The sequence below is a fragment of the uncultured Acidovorax sp. genome (genome assembly GCF_964021665.1).
In the GTDB taxonomy this organism is placed as follows: Bacteria; Pseudomonadota; Gammaproteobacteria; order Burkholderiales; family Burkholderiaceae_C; genus Acidovorax; species Acidovorax temperans.
Genome location: NZ_CAXIAK010000073.1, coordinates 1 through 17,874, shown reverse-complemented (window position 1 = coordinate 17,874; position 17,874 = coordinate 1). Strand labels below are relative to the sequence as shown.

General features: G+C 66.0%; 15 protein-coding genes. 6 read left to right on the top strand and 9 right to left on the bottom strand.

The window, feature by feature from the left end; all coding sequences use genetic code 11:
* On the bottom strand, nucleotides 1-494 hold a 494-nt coding region (locus AADJ04_RS13910), incomplete at its 3' end, for a zinc ribbon domain-containing protein (protein WP_341239980.1).
* Between the two features lie 312 nt (nucleotides 495-806).
* Between AADJ04_RS13910 and AADJ04_RS13905 the strand changes: the two genes are divergently transcribed.
* The gene (locus tag AADJ04_RS13905) at nucleotides 807-2,114 is read left to right on the top strand and encodes a Glu/Leu/Phe/Val dehydrogenase (protein WP_338821194.1); all 1,308 of its coding nucleotides are present in this window, start codon (nucleotides 807-809) and stop codon (nucleotides 2,112-2,114) included.
* Between the two features lie 246 nt (nucleotides 2,115-2,360).
* Here the strand turns inward: AADJ04_RS13905 and AADJ04_RS13900 are convergent, their stop codons facing one another.
* The 5 genes from AADJ04_RS13900 to AADJ04_RS13880 form a co-directional block, all read right to left on the bottom strand.
* Nucleotides 2,361-3,461, bottom strand: coding sequence for a hypothetical protein (locus tag AADJ04_RS13900; protein ID WP_341239979.1), 1,101 nt, complete (start codon nucleotides 3,459-3,461; stop codon nucleotides 2,361-2,363).
* A 247-nt stretch (nucleotides 3,462-3,708) separates the two neighbouring features.
* Nucleotides 3,709-5,148, bottom strand: a complete 1,440-nt coding sequence (gene yegQ, locus AADJ04_RS13895) for a tRNA 5-hydroxyuridine modification protein YegQ (protein WP_341239978.1) — start codon at nucleotides 5,146-5,148, stop codon at nucleotides 3,709-3,711.
* A gap of 36 nt (nucleotides 5,149-5,184) precedes the next feature.
* Nucleotides 5,185-6,138 carry a tRNA 2-thiocytidine(32) synthetase TtcA gene (gene ttcA / locus AADJ04_RS13890; protein WP_341239977.1) on the bottom strand — a complete coding sequence of 318 codons (954 nt, stop codon included), beginning with the start codon at nucleotides 6,136-6,138 and terminating at the stop codon, nucleotides 5,185-5,187.
* 205 nt (nucleotides 6,139-6,343) lie between these two features.
* A complete protein-coding gene (locus AADJ04_RS13885; protein ID WP_341239976.1) occupies nucleotides 6,344-7,408 on the bottom strand; it encodes a homocysteine S-methyltransferase family protein in 1,065 nt (354 codons plus the stop codon).
* A 24-nt stretch (nucleotides 7,409-7,432) separates the two neighbouring features.
* A complete protein-coding gene (locus tag AADJ04_RS13880) occupies nucleotides 7,433-8,362 on the bottom strand; it encodes a LysR family transcriptional regulator (RefSeq protein WP_341239975.1) in 930 nt (309 codons plus the stop codon).
* 144 nt (nucleotides 8,363-8,506) lie between these two features.
* On the opposite strand from AADJ04_RS13880, the gene AADJ04_RS13875 reads away from it, so the two are divergent.
* The 3 genes from AADJ04_RS13875 (at nucleotide 8,507) to dld (ending at nucleotide 13,085) form a co-directional block, all read left to right on the top strand.
* Nucleotides 8,507-9,643, top strand: a complete 1,137-nt coding sequence (locus AADJ04_RS13875; protein WP_341239974.1) for an iron-containing alcohol dehydrogenase — start codon at nucleotides 8,507-8,509, stop codon at nucleotides 9,641-9,643.
* A gap of 89 nt (nucleotides 9,644-9,732) precedes the next feature.
* Nucleotides 9,733-11,331: an aldehyde dehydrogenase (NADP(+)) gene (locus tag AADJ04_RS13870; RefSeq protein WP_341239973.1), complete on the top strand. Its 1,599-nt coding sequence runs from the start codon at nucleotides 9,733-9,735 to the stop codon at nucleotides 11,329-11,331.
* Nucleotides 11,328-13,085 (top strand): D-lactate dehydrogenase, encoded by a 1,758-nt coding sequence (dld, locus tag AADJ04_RS13865; protein WP_341239972.1) that lies wholly within the window; start codon nucleotides 11,328-11,330, stop codon nucleotides 13,083-13,085. The genes AADJ04_RS13870 and dld overlap by 4 nt, the downstream gene beginning before the upstream one ends.
* Before the next feature lie 189 nt (nucleotides 13,086-13,274).
* Here dld and AADJ04_RS13860 read toward each other — a convergent pair whose 3' ends face one another.
* The 3 genes from AADJ04_RS13860 to AADJ04_RS13850 all read right to left on the bottom strand — a co-directional run bounded on the left by AADJ04_RS13860 (nucleotide 13,275) and on the right by AADJ04_RS13850 (nucleotide 16,323).
* Nucleotides 13,275-14,555, bottom strand: coding sequence for a TRAP transporter large permease subunit (locus tag AADJ04_RS13860; RefSeq protein ID WP_338821203.1), 1,281 nt, complete (start codon nucleotides 14,553-14,555; stop codon nucleotides 13,275-13,277).
* A 2-nt stretch (nucleotides 14,556-14,557) separates the two neighbouring features.
* Nucleotides 14,558-15,166 carry a TRAP transporter small permease gene (locus AADJ04_RS13855; protein ID WP_060985978.1) on the bottom strand — a complete coding sequence of 203 codons (609 nt, stop codon included), beginning with the start codon at nucleotides 15,164-15,166 and terminating at the stop codon, nucleotides 14,558-14,560.
* A 140-nt stretch (nucleotides 15,167-15,306) separates the two neighbouring features.
* Nucleotides 15,307-16,323: a TRAP transporter substrate-binding protein gene (locus tag AADJ04_RS13850; protein WP_066690233.1), complete on the bottom strand. Its 1,017-nt coding sequence runs from the start codon at nucleotides 16,321-16,323 to the stop codon at nucleotides 15,307-15,309.
* A 768-nt stretch (nucleotides 16,324-17,091) separates the two neighbouring features.
* Between AADJ04_RS13850 and AADJ04_RS13845 the strand changes: the two genes are divergently transcribed.
* Together AADJ04_RS13845 and AADJ04_RS13840 are read left to right on the top strand one after the other, a co-directional pair.
* Complete coding sequence (locus tag AADJ04_RS13845) at nucleotides 17,092-17,304, top strand: hypothetical protein (protein WP_066690235.1); 213 nt, start codon at nucleotides 17,092-17,094, stop codon at nucleotides 17,302-17,304.
* A 129-nt stretch (nucleotides 17,305-17,433) separates the two neighbouring features.
* Nucleotides 17,434-17,784, top strand: coding sequence for an RNA-binding protein (locus tag AADJ04_RS13840; RefSeq protein WP_341239971.1), 351 nt, complete (start codon nucleotides 17,434-17,436; stop codon nucleotides 17,782-17,784).
* The last annotated feature ends 90 nt before the right edge of the window (nucleotides 17,785-17,874 follow it).

Sequence of the window (17,874 nt, the reverse complement as noted above, 5' to 3'; positions counted from 1 at the left end):
GGAGCAGGAGCAGGAGCAGGAGCAGGAGCAGGAGCAGGAGCAGGAGCAGGAGCAGTCTCCTCCACGTCCGCTACCTCCACCGCAGTGGTCGCGACAGCGCCAGCGCCAGCGACCGCACCCAGAGTGGTGTCCTGCGCGGGCGCAGCGGGCTCCGCGGGGGTATCCAGCAGCAGATCCACCTCGTCTGAAGGGCTGTCGGGCGAAGGCTCCAGCGGGGCCGGGCGGGTGTCGGCCTCGGGATCGGCGGGGCCGTCCATATCAAAATCGAAATCCAGCTCCTCTACCGGTGCTGGGGCAGGAGTTGCTGCCACTGGAGCGGCTGCCGCAGCCGCTGCCGTGGCGAACGCATGGCCGCACTGCCCGCAGAACTTGGCACCCAGCTTGCACGGCGCAGCACATTCGGGGCAGTGTTGCACCAGCGGGGCACCGCAGTCTTTGCAGCACTTGGCACCCTCGCGGTTTTCGATGGCGCAGGCGGGGCAGTTCAAACTCATGGGCTTACCTTGTTGAATAGAGGAGCGGCTGGTGCGCTGGGGTGCGACGGTGCCGAGGGAGCGCTTTGGCGGTCGAGTTTATCGGCCAAATATGAAGCGCAAGCCACAAAAGCAGGCATCTGGCGCCAGCGTTGCTCCTCCGCTCTGCAAAACCGCACAAAAGTGCCGTTTTTGTTTTGACGCAAACAACCGCATCCTGGCGCCCTGGCGGTTATGCAACGAATGCATAAGGGGCATACACACTGGCCTTAGACACCGCTCGACCACAGGCATAAGCTTCGCGGCTTGAATCGATCCCACAAGGAAATTCCCATGTCGAATCCCTCTGGCACACCCGCCGCCTCTGCGCATCCGCTGCCTTCGTACCTGCAGGCTGACCACCTCGGCCCCTGGGGCAACTACCTGCAGCAGGTAGACCGCGTCACCCCTTACCTCGGCAGCCTCGCGCGCTGGGTCGAAACACTCAAGCGCCCCAAGCGCATCCTGGTCGTGGACGTGCCAATCGAATTGGACAACGGCACCATCGCCCACTACGAAGGCTACCGCGTGCAGCACAACCTGAGCCGCGGCCCCGGCAAGGGCGGTGTGCGCTTCCACCAGGACGTGACGCTGTCTGAAGTCATGGCCCTGTCGGCCTGGATGTCGGTGAAGAACGCGGCGGTGAACGTGCCCTACGGCGGCGCCAAGGGCGGCATCCGCGTGGACCCCAAGAAGCTGTCCAAGGGTGAGCTGGAGCGCCTGACGCGCCGCTACACCAGCGAGATCGGCCTGCTCATCGGCCCCACCAAGGACATCCCGGCACCTGACGTCAACACCAATGGCCAGATCATGGCCTGGATGATGGACACCTACTCCATGAACGTGGGCGCCACCGCCACCGGCGTGGTCACCGGCAAGCCGGTGGACATCGGTGGCTCGCTGGGCCGCGTGGAAGCCACAGGCCGTGGCGTGTTCACCGTGGGTGTGGAAGCTGCCAAGCTGACCGGCCTGGCGCTGGACGGTGCCCGTGTGGCCGTGCAAGGCTTTGGCAACGTGGGCGGCATTGCGGCCAAGCTGTTTGCCGAAGCGGGCGCCAAGGTGGTGGCTGTGCAAGACCACACCGGCACCATCTTCAACAGCAAGGGCCTGGATGTGCCCGCGCTGCTGGCGCATGTGAAAACCCGTGGCGGCGTGGGCGGCTTTGCTGGCGCCGAAGTGATGAAAGCCGAAGAGTTCTGGGGTGTGGATTGCGAAATCCTGATCCCCGCCGCGCTGGAAGGCCAGATCACCAAAGACAACGCCGGCAAGATCAAGGCCAAGCTGGTGATCGAAGGCGCCAACGGCCCCACGACCACCGAGGCCGACGACATCCTGAACGACAAGGGCGTGCTGGTGCTGCCCGACGTGATCGCCAACGCGGGCGGCGTGACGGTGAGCTACTTCGAATGGGTGCAGGACTTCTCCAGCTTCTTCTGGAGCGAGGACGAGATCAACGCCCGCCTGGTGCGCATCATGCAAGAGGCCTTCGCGGGCATCTGGCAAGTGGCGCAAGAGCACAAGGTGAGCCTGCGCACCGCCACCTTCATCGTGGCCTGCCAGCGCATCCTGCACGCCCGCGAAATGCGCGGCCTGTATCCATGAGTCCTGCCCTGGTCTGATTGTTCGCATGGCTGGCACATCGCCAGCGCCACGAACCCAGGTGCGCCACAAGCGCCCGGCAAAGCCGCCCCCACCACGGGGCGGCTTTTTTATGTCCATGGCATGGGCGCACCAAGGTGGATTGTTACGGTTTTGGATTCAGCCGAATCACTAGGCGGGAAGCCGCAGACAGTGCTGTAGCACGGCAAGGCGAACCAACGACGTGATACGGGTGAAGGCAAATCCGCATCACACCCCGCCCACCGGGGGCACGGCCTGCACAGGCACCACGCGCATGGCCAGGCAAAAGGGTTGCTCACAGGGCGCACGGCCTGCGTAGGGGCAACCGGGCGTATCGCAATGGCCGCGCGCACGGCGGCGCTGGTCAGCCTCTTCCTCCTCGCGTCCGTAGCCGCTGGCCTGCAGCGCCAGCATCTGCAGCCACGGGTCGTTGCGGGCCTGGAGCTGGTCGCGCCCGTACACCACGCTCGCGGCGGCGCCCTGCCAGGGGGCCAATTCGAGCGACAACATGGCACTGGTGGCGGCCGCTCGCTCACCCGCCCCCACACCTGGCTGCAGCACCAGCGCAAAAAGCCCGCTGGTGAGCGCCTGGCTGCGCCCCGCCAAAGCCGCCTGCAGCGTGCCCGATGGCGTGGGGCTGGAGGGTGACGAAGCGGCGGGCAAACTCTGCAGCCACGCAGCAGGCACCCGCAGCGTGGCGGTGAATGCGCGTGGCCCTTGTTCGGTGTGCAACAGGCCCTGGCCTACCAGCCAGGTTTGCAACGGGGGCAGGTCGGGGTCTGCAGGCAGGCCGCCAGCGCCCCCCAGGCCCGCACCCCAGGGCTGCACCGCCACCACGCGCTGGGGTGCTGCGGGGGTCAGTTGCTGCACTAGCGCATCCAGCAAACCCCGCATGGCGGGCGACACCCCGCTGGCAGCCCACGCGGCACCCGTCACGCCCCCGGCACCCGCAGCAGCCAGGGTAGGGATGGCCGCTGGTGGCACCGCCACGCCACGCCCTGGCGGGGCCGCCCCAGTGGGCGGCGCAGCGGCGGGGGTCTGGCCCTGCGCCTGCAGCGCTTGGCTGGCGCGGGGTGAGAGGCTGACACGATCCGCCAGCGCCGGGTCACTGGCGCCCTCGGGCAAAGGCGGGGGTGCCAAAGGGGCGGCGGGATTTGGCGCGGGTAAAGGTGGAACACCGCCCGCGGGGCCACCAGCGCCGGGCACCACTACGCCGGACGCCCCCTTGTCAGCGCCCAGCAGCATGTTTTGCCGCTGCAAGGCGGCTTCGGCCAGCGCCTGCGCCACGGCGGGCACAGGGCTGCGGGGGGGATCCATCTGGATGGACATGGTGGAGCGATGAACAGTGGCATGACCCACCAGCCACCGGCGCCTTTGCAATGTGCAACCGCGCCTGGAGGTGGGAACTGAACGCATTCTGGCCCTGATCCGCCCCGGTGAACAGGGGGCCGGGGCAGTTCAGGCTGCGGGCAACCGTCCCGCCGATTCGCTATCAAATAAATAGCTGGTTGCGCTTATGGGTTGTGCGCTGGAGGCACTTTTTTCCTAAAACCTTCCAGCACTGACCCCAAGCACCTTAGACAGCGAGTGCAGGCTCTGCGGCCGCCGCAGGCGGTTGCGATTCGATGACCCGCGCCAGCAGTGCGCCGCTGTAGCGCGCAGGCAGCGGAATCCACACACGCACGGGGCTGCCCTGGGCCACTTGCACGGGCTGGCCTTCCACGTTGCGCATCGGGTCCAGCCGCCCTTGGGTGTTGCCCCGGGGGTGCCCCCCCTCGATCAGGTCGCCCACGGCGAAGTGGTTCTTGGTTTCCACCAGCACCCAGTCGCCCGACAGGCCCGCATCGGCCAGGCCCTCGGTGCCCAGCACCTCGCCCACGTACTGGCTGCGCTGCGTGACGGAGTGGCCGCTGATGTAGTTCTGGTAGTCGTTGCTGGGGCGACGCTCCAGCAGGCCGCCGGTGTAGCCGCGGTTCGACAGGCCTTCCAGCTCGATCAGCAGCTCGGGGTTAAAGGGGCGCCCGGCAACGGCGTCGTCAATCGCGCGGCGGTAGACCTGGGCGGTGCGGGCCACGTAGTACAGGCTCTTGGTGCGGCCTTCGATCTTGAGCGAATCCACGCCGATCTGCGTGAGGCGGGCCACATGCTCCACCGCGCGCAGGTCCTTGCTGTTCATGATGTAGGTGCCGTGCTCGTCTTCCATGATGGGCATGAGCTGGCCGGGGCGGCCCGCTTCTTCGATCAGGTAGACCTTGTCGGCCTTGGGGTGGCGCTGGCCGCTGCCGGTGGTGGATGCAAAGGCCTGCTCGGCCTTTTGCTGCGCGGCCTCGAAGTTGAAATCGCCTTCCATCTTCTGCGCAATGGCTTCGCCCGTGGTGGGGTCGATGTCGGCGTCGTGCGTGGCGTAGTTCCAGCGGCAGGCGTTGGTGCAGGTGCCCTGGTTGGGGTCGCGGTGGTTGAAGTAGCCGCTGAGCAAACACCGGCCCGAGTACGCAATGCACAGCGCGCCGTGCACGAACACTTCCAGCTCCATGTCGGGGCATTCCTGGCGGATTTTTTCGATTTCATGAAGGCTCAGTTCGCGCGAGAGGATGATGCGCTCCACACCCATCTTTTGCCAGAACTTCACCGCCGCCCAGTTGGTGGTGTTGGCCTGCACCGAGAGGTGCACCACTTGCTCGGGCCACTTTTCCTTGACCATCATGATCAGGCCCGCGTCGGCCATGATCAATGCGTCAGGCTTGCAGTCGATCACGGGCTCGATGTCGCGCAGGTAGGTGCGGATCTTGTCGTTGTGCGCAATCAGGTTGCTGGTCACAAAGAACTTCTTGCCGCGTGCGTGGGCCTCGTCGATGCCTTGCTTGATCTGCTCCAGGCGGAACTCGTTGTTGCGCGCGCGAAGCGAGTAGCGCGGCTGGCCGGCGTACACCGCGTCGGCGCCAAAGTCGTAGGCGGCGCGCATCTTGTCGAGCGAGCCAGCGGGCAGGAGGAGTTCGGGGGCTTTGAGCGTGGTCATGGGGTGGCCCAATCTAAAAATCGTCAGGGGTCGGGTTCAACGGGGCATCAGGGGCAGGCCGCCGAGCATGCCCACGGCCTGTGCAGGAAGTTCTTCGGCATCAAACGCCTTGTCGCCATCCGCGTCGGCCATGCCGTTGGGCACCAGGCCCTTGAAGTCAAACTGGCGCGTATCCATGAAGTGCGAGGGCACCAGGTTGCGCAGCGCCACGGCCATGTTCTCGATGCGGCCAGGGTAAAGCTGTTGCCAGTCGCGCAGCATCTGGCCGATCTGCTTGCGCTGCAGGTTCTCCTGGCTGCCGCACAGGGTGCAGGGGATGATGGGGAAGTTGCGAATCTCGGCCCAGCGCGTGAGGTCGCTTTCGGCCACGTAGGCCAGGGGGCGGATGATGAGGTGGTCGCCCCGGTCGCTCTGCACCTTGGGCGGCATGCCTTTGAGCTTGCCGCCGAAGAACATGTTCAGAAAGAAAGTCTGCAGCATGTCATCACGGTGGTGGCCCAGCGCGATCTTGGTGGCACCCAGCTCATCGGCCACGCGGTACAGAATGCCCCGGCGCAGGCGGCTGCACAGGCTGCACATGGTCTTGCCTTCGGGGATGTGCTCTTTGACGACGCTGTAGGTGTCCTGCGTTTCGATGTGAAAGGGCACGCCCACCTTCGTCAGGTATTCGGGCAGCACATGGGCCGGAAAGCCCGGCTGCTTCTGGTCGAGGTTGACGGCGATCAGCTCGAACTTGTTGCCGTTGCGCTGCTGCAGCATGCGCAGCACATCGAGCAGGCCGTAGCTGTCTTTGCCGCCGGACACACACACCATCACCTTGTCGCCGTCTTCGATGAGGCCGAAGTCGCCAATGGCCTGGGCCACCTGGCGCACCAGGCGCTTTTCGAGCTTGGTGGCTTCGCGTTCCAGCGCAGCATCGGCAGCGGGCGTGGCCGCGTCTGCTTCAACAGGCAAGGCGGCGGCAGTGGGGGTTTCAGCAGTGGAGAGCATGGATCAAGGCGGTGGGGGCCAGCGAAGCACAAACAACAAGGTGCCGCACATGCGGCACCCCGGACTGCCGCCACCCGTGAAGGCGCCTGCAGCAGCCCCCAGCGGCAAGGCCCTTTGGCCGGGGGATGATAGCTATTATTTTGATAGCTAGCAGCGCTTGCAGATCAAGCGCTGAGGCCGTATTTTCTTACAAACCCGGTTTTTCTCAAACTTCGGCCGGGTAAAACATCTTGCGCGCAGGCACTTTCTCGACCGCCTTGGCAATGGCGCCAATGTGGTCGGGTGTGGTGCCACAGCAGCCGCCCACGATGTTGACCAGTCCTTCGGCGGCAAATTCATGCACCAAGCGGCTCGTCACCTCGGGCGTCTCGTCAAAGCCGGTGTCGCTCATGGGGTTGGGCAAGCCGGCGTTGGGGTAGCAGCTGATGAAGGTGTCCTCGGCCACGCGGTTGAGCTCCTGGATGTAGGGGCGCATCAGCGTGGCACCCAAAGCGCAGTTCAGGCCAATGGCCAGCGGGCGCGCGTGGCGCACGCTGTGCCAGAAGGCGGTGACGGTCTGGCCGGAGAGGATGCGGCCGGAGGCGTCCGTCACCGTGCCGCTGATGATGAGGGGCAAGCGCTCGCCGCTCTTTTCAAAGAATTCGTCAATGGCAAACAGCGCGGCCTTGGCATTCAAGGTGTCAAAGATGGTTTCGACCAGCAGCACGTCGGCGCCGCCTTCGACCAGCGCTTCGGTCTGCTCGTAGTAGGCAGCGCGCAGGGTTTCAAAGTCGATGTTGCGGGCGCCGGGGTCGTTCACATCGGGGCTGATGCTGGCCGTCTTGGGCGTGGGGCCGAGGGCTCCGGCGACGAATCGGGGCTTGTCGGGCGTCGAATACTTGTCGCAAGCTGCGCGCGCCAATTGGGCGGAGCGCAGGTTCATCTCGCGCGCCAGGTGGGCCATGTGGTAGTCCTCCTGCGCCACGGTGGTGGCGCCGAAGGTGTTGGTCTCGATCAGGTCGGCACCAGCGGCCAGGTAGCGCTCGTGGATGTCGCGGATCACATCGGGGCGCGTCAGGCTCAGCAACTCGTTGTTGCCCTTCACATCGCGGGGAAAGTCCTTGAACCGGTCACCTGCACCGTCTGGCCCGGTGTAGCCCTCGCCCCGGTACTGTGCCTCACCCAGCTTGAAGCGCTGGATCATGGTGCCCATGGCACCGTCAAGGATGACGATGCGTTGGGCGAGGATGTTGGGAAGCTGCTGGGCGCGGGTGTAGGTGATCTGCTGCATGGCGCAATTGTAAGAAGCGGCGGTTCAGGGCGCCGCTGGGGCCTCTTCGGCAACGGCACGCAAGGCCAGCAGCGAATCGATCAGCAGCGTCAGCGCCGGATGGCGGTGCGCGTTGCGCCGCGCGATGAGTTCGTACGGCTCGCTGCGCGACTTGAGCCGCAGCGGCAGGCGGGCGACCATGCCGTGCTGGCAGACGTAGTCGGCCACGTCGTCCGACACCAGGGCCACCAGATTGGGGTTGTGGCTCAGCAGCGAAAGCGTGGCCAGCGCGGATGTGGTCTCGATCAGATGCGTCGGAAATGACAGGTTCTCTTCGAAGAATTCGCGCTCCAGCGTGCGGCGCATTGGCATGTGCGCGCGGTACACCACCCAGCGGCTGGCAGACAGATCCTCCAGCGTGATCGATGCCAGGCCCGCCGCCGGATGCGCCTGGTGCGCGATGACGGCGAGAGACTCATTCTTGACCACGACAGTGTCGTACAGGTGGGGTTTGGGACTGACCGACGAGCGGCAGATGGCCGCGTCCAGCCGCCCCTGGTCGATGAGCGCGAGCAGACTTTCGCTGGTGTCCTCGACGATCTCCACCGAGATGTCCGGCTGCTGGTCCATCAGCTGCGTGAGCGCCCGCGTCAGGAGCGGCACTGCGCCCATGATGGTGCCTACGGCAATGCGGCCACCTGCGCCACTGGCGATGGCGCTCAGCTCCTGCTGCAAGTGGCTGATGTCGGACTGGATCAGCCGCGCGAAGCGCACCGCGCAGGTTCCCGCTTCCGTAGGCACAAGCCCGCGGTTGGTGCGCATGAAGAGCGGCGCGTTGAGCGTGGACTCCAGCTCCTTCAACGCCTTGCTAGCCCCGGGTTGCGTCAGCCCCACGCGGTCCGCCGCCGCCAGCAGCGAGCCCTGCTCCGCCACCGCGATCAGCAACCGCAGCTGCCTGGCATGCAGACGCGACATCACAGAGTTGAGGTTGTAAGGGCTCTGCATTGACTTGGAGTTATAGCTATATCGATAACGGTTAGTTTATTCGACGTCGCCTCACTCATAGACTTCCGCGATTGACGGATGAATATGAAAATTCTTGATATCAGGAGATAAACGATGGCGATGATCAACTACGTGACGGAAATCCGCTTCGGCGCGGGCAGTGCCGCTGAGCTGGCACAGGTGTGCCAGGCACTCGGCTTCAAAAAACCGCTCTTCATCACCGACAAGGGCGTGGTTGCGGCGGGGTTGATCGAGCGCATCCTTGCCGTGAACGACCTGCCGCACTTTCACGTGTTTGACGGCACGCCCTCCAACCCCACCGAGGCGGCGGCGCGCGAAGGGGTGGCAAGCTTCCATGAAGCAGGCTGCGACGGCATCATCGCCGTGGGTGGCGGCTCGTCCATCGACCTCGCCAAGGCCGTGGCCGTGTCGGCCCGCCATCCGGGGCCGCTGCGCCAGTTCGCGCTGATCGAGGGCGGGCTTGCCCGCATCACGGCGGCCACGGTGCCGGTGGTGGCCATTCCCACTACGGCGGGCACGGGCAGCGAGGTCGGGCGCGGCGCGATCATCATCCTGGACGATGGCCGCAAGGTGGGCATCATCTCGCCCTACGTCATCCCCAAGGTGGCGCTGTGCGACCCGACGCTGACCGTGGGCCTGCCGCCGGGCCTGACGGCCGCCACCGGCATGGACGCCGTGGCGCACTGCATCGAGACCTTCCTCGCGCCCAGCTTCAACCCGCCCGCCGAAGGCATCGCCCTGGACGGCCTGCGCCGCGCCTGGAAGAACATCGAAACCGCCTTCCACGAGCCAAGCGACATCGCGGCCCGCACCAACATGATGAGCGCGTCGCTGCAGGGTGCGCTGGCCTTTCAGAAAGGCCTGGGCTGTGTGCACAGCCTCAGCCATTCGCTGGGCGGTATCGACCCGCGCCTGCACCACGGCACCCTCAATGCGGTGCTGCTGCCGGCGGTGGTGCGCTTCAACCGCGCGGCGGAGACGGTGGTGCGCGACGAGAAGATCGACCGCCTGGCGCAGGCCATGGGCCTGCCGGCGCACGTGTCGGTGGAGGACGCGATCCAGGACATGTCGCGCAGGCTCCGGCTCCCGGCCGGCCTGGGCGCGACGGGCGTGACGGCCGACCTGACGCAACGCATCGTCACCGGCGCGCTGGCCGACCACAGCCACAAGACCAACCCGCGCGAAGCGAGCGCGGACGACTACGCCCGCCTGATCGAAGCAGCGATGTGAGCGCTTCTGCCCGCCCAGGGTGCGGGCGGCGATACCGCCACCGGCGCTCCCGGTGGTTGTCCCGTTTTCTTTTTCACAACGAGTCCGCCATGACCATGACCACGACCCTCACGGGCAAGATGCTGATCGGCGCCGCTGCGGTCGCCGGCACCGCCGGAGGCCAGCGGGCCTTCAACCCCGCCACGAATGCCGAGATCGCCGAGCCACTGTTCGGCTTCGGCACGGCCGCCGACGTGGACCGCGCCGCAAGCCTGGCGGCATCGGCCTTCGACGAATACCGCGCGCTGCCGCTCGCGCGCCGCGCCGCCTTCCTGGAAGCCATCGCCGACAACATCATGGCGCTGGGCGATGCGCTGCTGGAGCGCGCCCATGCCGAAACCGGCCTGCCGCTGGCGCGCCTGACGGGTGAGCGCGGCCGCACCGTCGGCCAACTGCGTCTGTTCGCCAGCGTGGTGCGCGACGGCCATTTCCTGCACGCCACCATCGACCCCGCCCAGCCGCAGCGCCAGCCAATGCCGCGCGCGGACCTGCGGCTTGCCAAGGTGCCGCTCGGCCCCGTGGCGGTGTTCGGCGCCAGCAACTTCCCGCTCGCGTTCTCGGTGGCCGGGGGCGATACGGCCTCGGCCCTCGCCGCCGGCGCGCCCGTGGTGGTGAAGGCGCACGGCGCCCACCTGGGCACGTCCGAGCTGGTGGGCCGTGCCATCCAGAACGCGGTGCGCGAGCAGGGCCTGCCCGAAGGCGTGTTCTCGCTGCTGATCGGCGCCGGCCGCAGCATCGGCGAGGCGCTGGTGGCCCATCCCGCCATCAAGGCCGTGGGCTTTACCGGCTCGCGCCAAGGCGGCCTGGCCCTGGTGGCCATCGCCAACCGCCGGCCCGAGCCGATTCCCGTCTATGCCGAGATGAGCGCCATCAACCCAGTCTTTCTGCTGCCCGCCGCCCTGGCGCAGCGCGCTGACGCCATCGGACAGGCTTTTGCCGACTCGCTCACCATGGGCGCCGGCCAGTTCTGCACCAACCCCGGCCTGGTGCTGGGCATCGACGGACCGGATCTGGACCGATTCGTGCAATCCGCGGCTGAGGCCCTGGAACGCAAGAGCGCGCAGACCATGCTGACCGCTGGCATCCATGGCGCCTACCGCAGTGGCGTGGAGACGATGGCCGCCACGCCAGGCGTGCAGCGGGTGGCCGAGGGCCAGACTGCGAGCACCTTACACAACGCCGCGCAGGCCGCGCTGTTCATCACCGACGCCCGTACCTTGATGGAGCAGCCTGCGCTGTCGTCCGAGGTTTTCGGCCCCGCATCGCTGGTGGTGCGAGCGAAGGACGCGGATGAGCTGATCGCCGTGGCCGAGCAGCTGGAAGGCCAGCTCACTGCCACCCTGCATCTTGAAGACGCGGACCATCCGCTGGCCCGCCGCCTGCTGCCGGTGCTAGAGCGCAGGGCCGGCCGGTTGCTGGTCAACGGCTTCCCGACGGGCGTGGAGGTGTGCCATGCCATGGTGCACGGTGGGCCGTATCCGTCGACTTCCAACGCAATGTTCACCTCGGTGGGCGCCAGTGCCATTGACCGCTTCCTGCGACCCGTGTGCTACCAGGACCTGCCCGACGCCCTGCTGCCCGAGGCGCTGCAGCAGGCCAACCCGCTGGGCCTCTGGCGGCTGGTCGACGGCGCGCCCGTCCGCGCATGACGGCCATGCCACCGGCAGCCGCCCTCGCACCCTCCGACCTGCTGGCCCGACTCAAGGAGATCGTCGGCGGCGGCCATGTGCTGACGGGCGATGCGTCCACGCGCCGCTACCGCAGCGGCTTTCGCTACGGCGGCGGCGACGTGCTGGCCGTGGTGCGCCCCGGCAGCCTGACGCAGCTGTGGCACACGCTGAAGGCCTGCCACGCCGCCGGCACCATCATCCTCTGCCAGGCCGCCAACACAGGCCTCACGGGCGGCTCCACACCGATGGAGGGCGGCTACGACCGCCCGGTAGTGCTCATCAACATGCTGCGGCTCAAGCAGCTGGACCTGCTGCAGCGCGGCGAGCAGGTGCTGGCCCAGCCCGGCGTCACGCTCGAACAGCTCGAACGCAGGCTCAAGCCGCTGGGCCGCGAGCCGCATTCCGTGATCGGGTCGAGTTGCATCGGCGCCTCGGTGACAGGCGGCATCTGCAACAACTCCGGGGGCTCGCTCATCCGGCGCGGTCCTGCCTTCACGCAGTTCTCGCTCTTCGCTTGCATCGACGAGGACGGCCAACTGCGGCTCGTCAACCACCTGGGCATAGCACTCGGTGACAATCCCGAGCAGATCCTCGCCAACCTGGACAGTGGCCGTTTCGCTCGCGACGACCTGCCGGCCGAACCCGGCCGCATGGCCTCTGACCGCGAGTACGCGCAGCATGTGCGCGACATCGATTCCAGCGAGCCAGCACGCTACAACGCCGACCCGCGCCGCCTCTACGAGGCCTCGGGCTCCGCCGGCAAAATCGCCGTCTTCGCGGTGCGCCTGGACACCTTCGCGGCGGATACGGACACCCGCGTGTTCTACATCGGCACCAACCAGCCGCGCGACCTCGCGGACCTGCGCCGCCACATGCTGGCCCGCTTCGCTTCCCTGCCCGTGGCGGCCGAGTACATGCACCGCTCGGCCTACGATCTGAGCCGCACCTACGGCAAGGACCTGTTCGTCTACATCCGCAAACTGGGCACCGCGCGCGTGCCGCTGGCCTTCGCGCTCAAGAGCCGTTTCGACGCGCTCGCCGAGCGCTGCGGGCTGGGGCGGAACCTGGCCGACCGCCTGCTGCAGCGGCTCGCCAACCGGATGCCCGAACACCTGCCTGCGCGCATGAACGCTTTTCGCGACAGCTACGCGCACCACCTGCTCTTGAAGGTAAGCGACGCGGGCATCGAGGAAACGCGTGCCTATCTGCAGACCTTCATGGCCGAACGCCCGGAGGCAGGCTTCTTCGAATGCAATGAGGAGGAGGCCGGCGCGGCCTTCCTGAACCGCTTTGCCGTCGGCAACGCCACCAACCGCTACCGGGCGGTGCATGCCGACACGGTGGAAGACGTGGTGGCGCTGGACATCGCGCTGCCGCGCAATGCGCTGGACTGGTTCGAGATCCTGCCGCCGGAGCTGGCTGCGCAGGTCGAGCAGCCCATGTACTGCGGACATTTCTTCTGCCACGTGATGCACCAGGAATACCTGGTGAAGAAGGGCGTGGACTGCGCGCAGTTCAAGGAGCGCGTGCTGGCGCTTCTGGACGCGCGCGGCGCGAAGTACCCGGCCGAACACAACGTCGGTCACATCTACCGCGCAGGCCCGGTGCTCGAGGGCTTCTACCGCAGCCTGGATCCGACCAACACCTTCAATCCCGGCATCGGCCAGACCTCGACGCGGTATCGCTGGCGGGCGGTGTGCTGCGACGAGCATCGCGAGCCGCCCGGCCGGTGATACCGCGGTCCTTCGGGCCGGGCCCTGGCGGTCCGGCCCTTTTTTTGCGTCCGGCCCGCGCCCGTTCCGACCCGAGCGCTAGCCAAGAAGAAACGGCCTGAAGACCTCTTGCGAGTCTTCAGGCCGTGAGCCCGGGGCGCCGCAGCGCTCCCGTCGACCGGCGCAGGCTCGTGGGCCCGGCGTCAGCCGTCACCCATGGAACCAGCGCGCAGGCCCCGTGACCAGGATGGGGAAGAAGATCATCAGGAACATGACCGCGAACTCGGCCAGCATGAAGGGCAGCACGCCGCGCGTGACATCGTCCATGCGCATCTTGCCCACGCCGGCCACCACGTTCAGCACCACGCCCACGGGCGGCGTGATCAGGCCGATGGAGTTATTGATGATGAACATCACGCCGAAATACACCGGATCGATGCCCGCCGCGTTGACCACCGGCATCAGGATGGGCGTGAGGATCAGGATGGTGGGCGTCATATCCATCGCCGTGCCGACGACCATCACCAGCACCATGATGGCGGCCATCAGCAGAATCTTGTTGCCCATGAAGGGCTCCAGCAGGCCCACCACCTTGGAGGGCAGGTCGGCCACGGTGATGAGCCAGGCGCTCACCATGGCGGCGGCGATCAGGAACATCACGATGGCGCTGGTCTTGGCAGCACCCACGAAGACGCGGTAAAGCTGGCGCAGCGTGAGTTCGCGGTACACGAAGGTCGCCACCACGAAGGCATAGACTGCGGCCACCACGGCGGCTTCCGTCGGCGTGAACACGCCCATGCGCAGGCCGACGAGGATGATGATCGGCAGCAGCAGCGCCCAGCTGGCCTCGCGCGCAGCGGCCAGGACTTCGCGCATGGACTTGCGCGGCGGCGGCTGGATCTTTTCACGCCGCACCAGCCAGGCCCAGGTCACCCACAAAGCACCGCCGATCAGCAGGCCCGGCACGATGGCCGCCATGAACAGCTTGGAGATGGACACGTTGGCCGCTACGCCGAAGATGACGAGCCCGATGCTCGGCGGGATGACCGGGCCGATGACGCCTGTGGCTGCAATCAGGCCGCCAGCCTGGGCCTTGTCGTGCCCGGCTTTCACCATCATGGGGAGCAGCAGTGCCGTGAGCGCCGCCGCGTCAGCCACGGCCGAACCGGACAGCGCGGACAGCAGACAACCGGCCATGATGGTCACGTAGCCCAGGCCGCCGCGCACGTGGCCGACCAGCGACAGCGCCAGGTTGACGATGCGTTTGGACAGCCCGCCCACATTCATGATTTCGCCCGCCAGCATGAAGAACGGCACGGCCAGCAGCGGAAAACTGTCGGCCCCGCCGATCAGGTTCTGGATGAGGATCTGCGCATCGAACAGGTCCAACTGCCACATGAGGGCCACGCCGCTGGCCAACAACGCGAAGGAAATAGGCATGCCGATGGCCATCGCTAGCAGCAGCGACACAAGAAAAACCGCGATGATCATGATCAGGAACGTGTGGAGTGTTGGGAGCCACCAGCGGGGGCGGCGGGAGAGGTGCCGAGCGCGCCTAGCGACCCGTGCGGACCGAGCGCCTGGGCCAGGGCACCGGCTTCTTCGGACTCCTGGATGGCCACCAGCTCGTCCACCGACATCCGGCCTGTCAGCAGCCGGACGCCATCCGTCAGCAAGATGAGGGCAGCACAAACGGCGAAGACCGCCCCGGCGGCATACACGATGGCCATGGAGGCGCCGGTGACGGGCGCTTCGGTGTCCCAGTTGATGCGCACCTGCGCCAGACTGCCTTCATACAACAGCCACAGGATGTAGAGCATGCAGGCGTAGCTGGCCGCCAGGCAGAGCTTTTTGCCCGCCACGGGGAGCCGCGACACCAGCATGTCCACGCCCAGGTGCGCCCGTTCTCGCAGGGCCACCACGGCGCCCAGGAAGGTGATCCAGATGAAGAGCCAGCGGGCCACTTCTTCGGAGATCGCGATGCCGGAGTTGAAGCCGTAGCGCAGCACCACGTTGCCGAAGACCAGGATCACCATCAGCGCCAGCATGAGCGCGATCAGGAATTCGAAGATGCCGCAATAGATGTCGATGATTTTTCGCACGAGATCGTCCCCTGAGCGAAGGTCGCTGTGTTGTTATGGTTTTTAATAAAGGCCGAAGCCACCGGCCAGTGCGTACATCCGTGCACGCGCACAGACCGGCCGAAGCGCGCTTGCACGCCGCGACCGGGCACGCCTGTTGGTTATTTCTGCTTGATCTTCTGCAGTTCGGCGAAGAAGCCGCGCGTGATCGCCGGGTCGTACGTGGCGGCGAACTTGTCGGTGACGGGGCGCACCACGGCCTCCATGCGCTGCAACTCGGCGGGGCTTACGTCGTTGATCTTCATGCCCTTGGCCTTCACTTCCGCCATCGCCGAGGTGGTCGCCTGGCGGCTGAGCGCGCGCTGGTAGGCCTGCGCCTCTTTGAAGGCGGCCTGCAGGATCTGCCGTTCGCTGTCGGAGAGCTTGTCCCAGAAAGGCTTGCCGGCCAGCACGATCAGCGGGCTGTAGACGTGGTTGGTGTTGCTGGCGAACTTCTGCACCTCATAGAACTTCGAGGTGTCGATCAGCACGTAGGGGTTCTCCTGGCCGTCCACGGCCCGCGATTCGAGCGCGCCGTACAGCTCGCCGAAGGCCAGCGGCGTCGGGTTGGCGCCCAAGGCCTTGAAGGCTTCGATGAACACGGGGTTGGGGATCACCCGCAGCTTGAGCCCTGCGAAATCCTCTGGCTTCTGGATCGGCCGTGCGCTGTTGGTGACGTTGCGAAAGCCGTTCTCCCAGTACCCCAGGCCGATGAGACCCTTGGCGGGCAACCGCTCGAGCAGCGCGGCGCCAGCAGGCCCGTCAAGCAGCGCTTCGGCCTGCGCCGTCGTGGAGACAAGGAAGGGGAAGTCCAGCAGGCCGAATTCCTTGATCACGGACGCGAGCGAAGTGGTGGTAGGAATGAAGAGTTCCTGCGTGCCGCCGCGCAGCGCGCCCAGCTGCTGGGCTTCGTTGCCCAGCTGCGAGGCGGGGAATTCCTTGATCTTCAGGCGCCCACCGCTCTTTTCGGCCACCAGTTCGGCGAACTTGCGTGCGGCTTGCGAGATGGGAGCATCGGGCTGGGCCTGGTGGCCCACGCGGATCGTGCGGTCGGCATAAGCCTGGGCGGCCGCGTGCAGCGACACGCCCGAAACGAGCAGGGCCACCGCGAGGCGGCGCAGCGAGGTGATTTTTTTCATGACAGTCTCCTTCATTGTTTTGACGGGTAAGCAGCTGCGGGCTGCCATCCGCATGTGCGAATGCGCCTGCCGCCAGGCAGTTGCGCCGGCCCGTGGGGGGCCATGCCGTGACGGCCGGTATTTGCGCAAGTCAAGTCTAGTGGCCGCAATTTGCGAAATGAACTGACGACTGGGGATATGGATATAGCCACAAGCAATACCAGGACGGGGCTTGGCCGCCATGCATGAGTCCGGGTCGATGGTGTGCACGGGCTGCGCAGCTATTGCACGCGAGGGCAGAGCGGCGGCGGAGCGCGCAATGGAGCTTCATCGCAGTGAGGGTCTGACTGGCCGGCAGTGCGATATTTCAAGCCTTTTCGGCCCTTAGCGCTTATTCCATATGCGCCAGCTGCTATCAATAGGAGAGTTCATGTTTTGTCTTTCCTGGCGCATTTCGCTCCCGAGCGGCCGCCCAAGGCCACTGCGGGTGATTCCCGTCCTACCGGGGATTCCGCGCTTTTAAAACCCCAAAGAATATGGATGACAAACTACATTACAGATTGAAATATAATCACCTCAGTTGCAGTCACGTGTCCTGACCAGTTTCGTCACCGCAACGCCTGCGCACCGCGGCGACTCGCCGTCCCCTGCAGGCTGATCTTTGCGACCTTTGTCGCCCCAGGGATCTGTCGAGCTGCAGTCCACCGAGTCCGTTCGATGCTCACGCAGGCTGCCTTAAGCGCTTGCGTTCCAGACTGAGTGCACACCATTTCACAGACAGCCATTTCCATGGGCCCGTTCGTCGTTTCGCCCTCGACACATCCGACCGACTGCGGCCGCTTCTTCCGCGCCTCGTTTTCCGTCCACCGATCCCAGGGCAACGGCAGCTACAGCCGCGTGTTCCGCTTCGACAAAGCCTTTGCCTCGCGCGAAGCCGCACGGCTTTTTGCCGTCACCCAAGGCTGGCTGCAAGCGAGCATGGCGCACCCGCCTGCGTGCTGACAAAGCACCGCAAGGCCCGAACGCATCCTGAATCCCCCTCCCGGTTGCCGCGGATTCCTGATTCGCACAACCGCCTCCCCACGGCGCGCTCTTGCTGGCGCGCCAGCATTCTTCAGAAAAACTCCCCCTATGAGCGCCAAGATCTACGTGGGCAACCTTCCCTACTCCGTGACCGATTCCAGCCTGGAAAGCAACTTCGCCGAATTTGCCGGTGTCTCCTCCGCCAAGGTCATGATGGACCGCGAAACCGGTCGATCCAAAGGCTTCGGTTTTGTCGAAAGGGTCAACGCCGAAGTGGCGCAGGCCGCCATCTCCGCACTGCACGGCGTCTCCGTGGATGGCCGCACGATTGTGGTCAACCTGGCGCGTCCCCGCGAAGACAGCCGTGGCGCAGGCGGCGACGGCGCCCAGGTCTACCGCTCCAGCACACGCTCCGACGTGGGCTATGGCAACGGTGGCTACGGCGGTGGCCGCTACTGAGCCAGACAGCTCCCTGTAAAAAGCCGGCACTCAGGGGCCAATGCCAGTCAGTTAAGAGCTGACTGGCATTTTTTTCGTTGGGAATTTGGA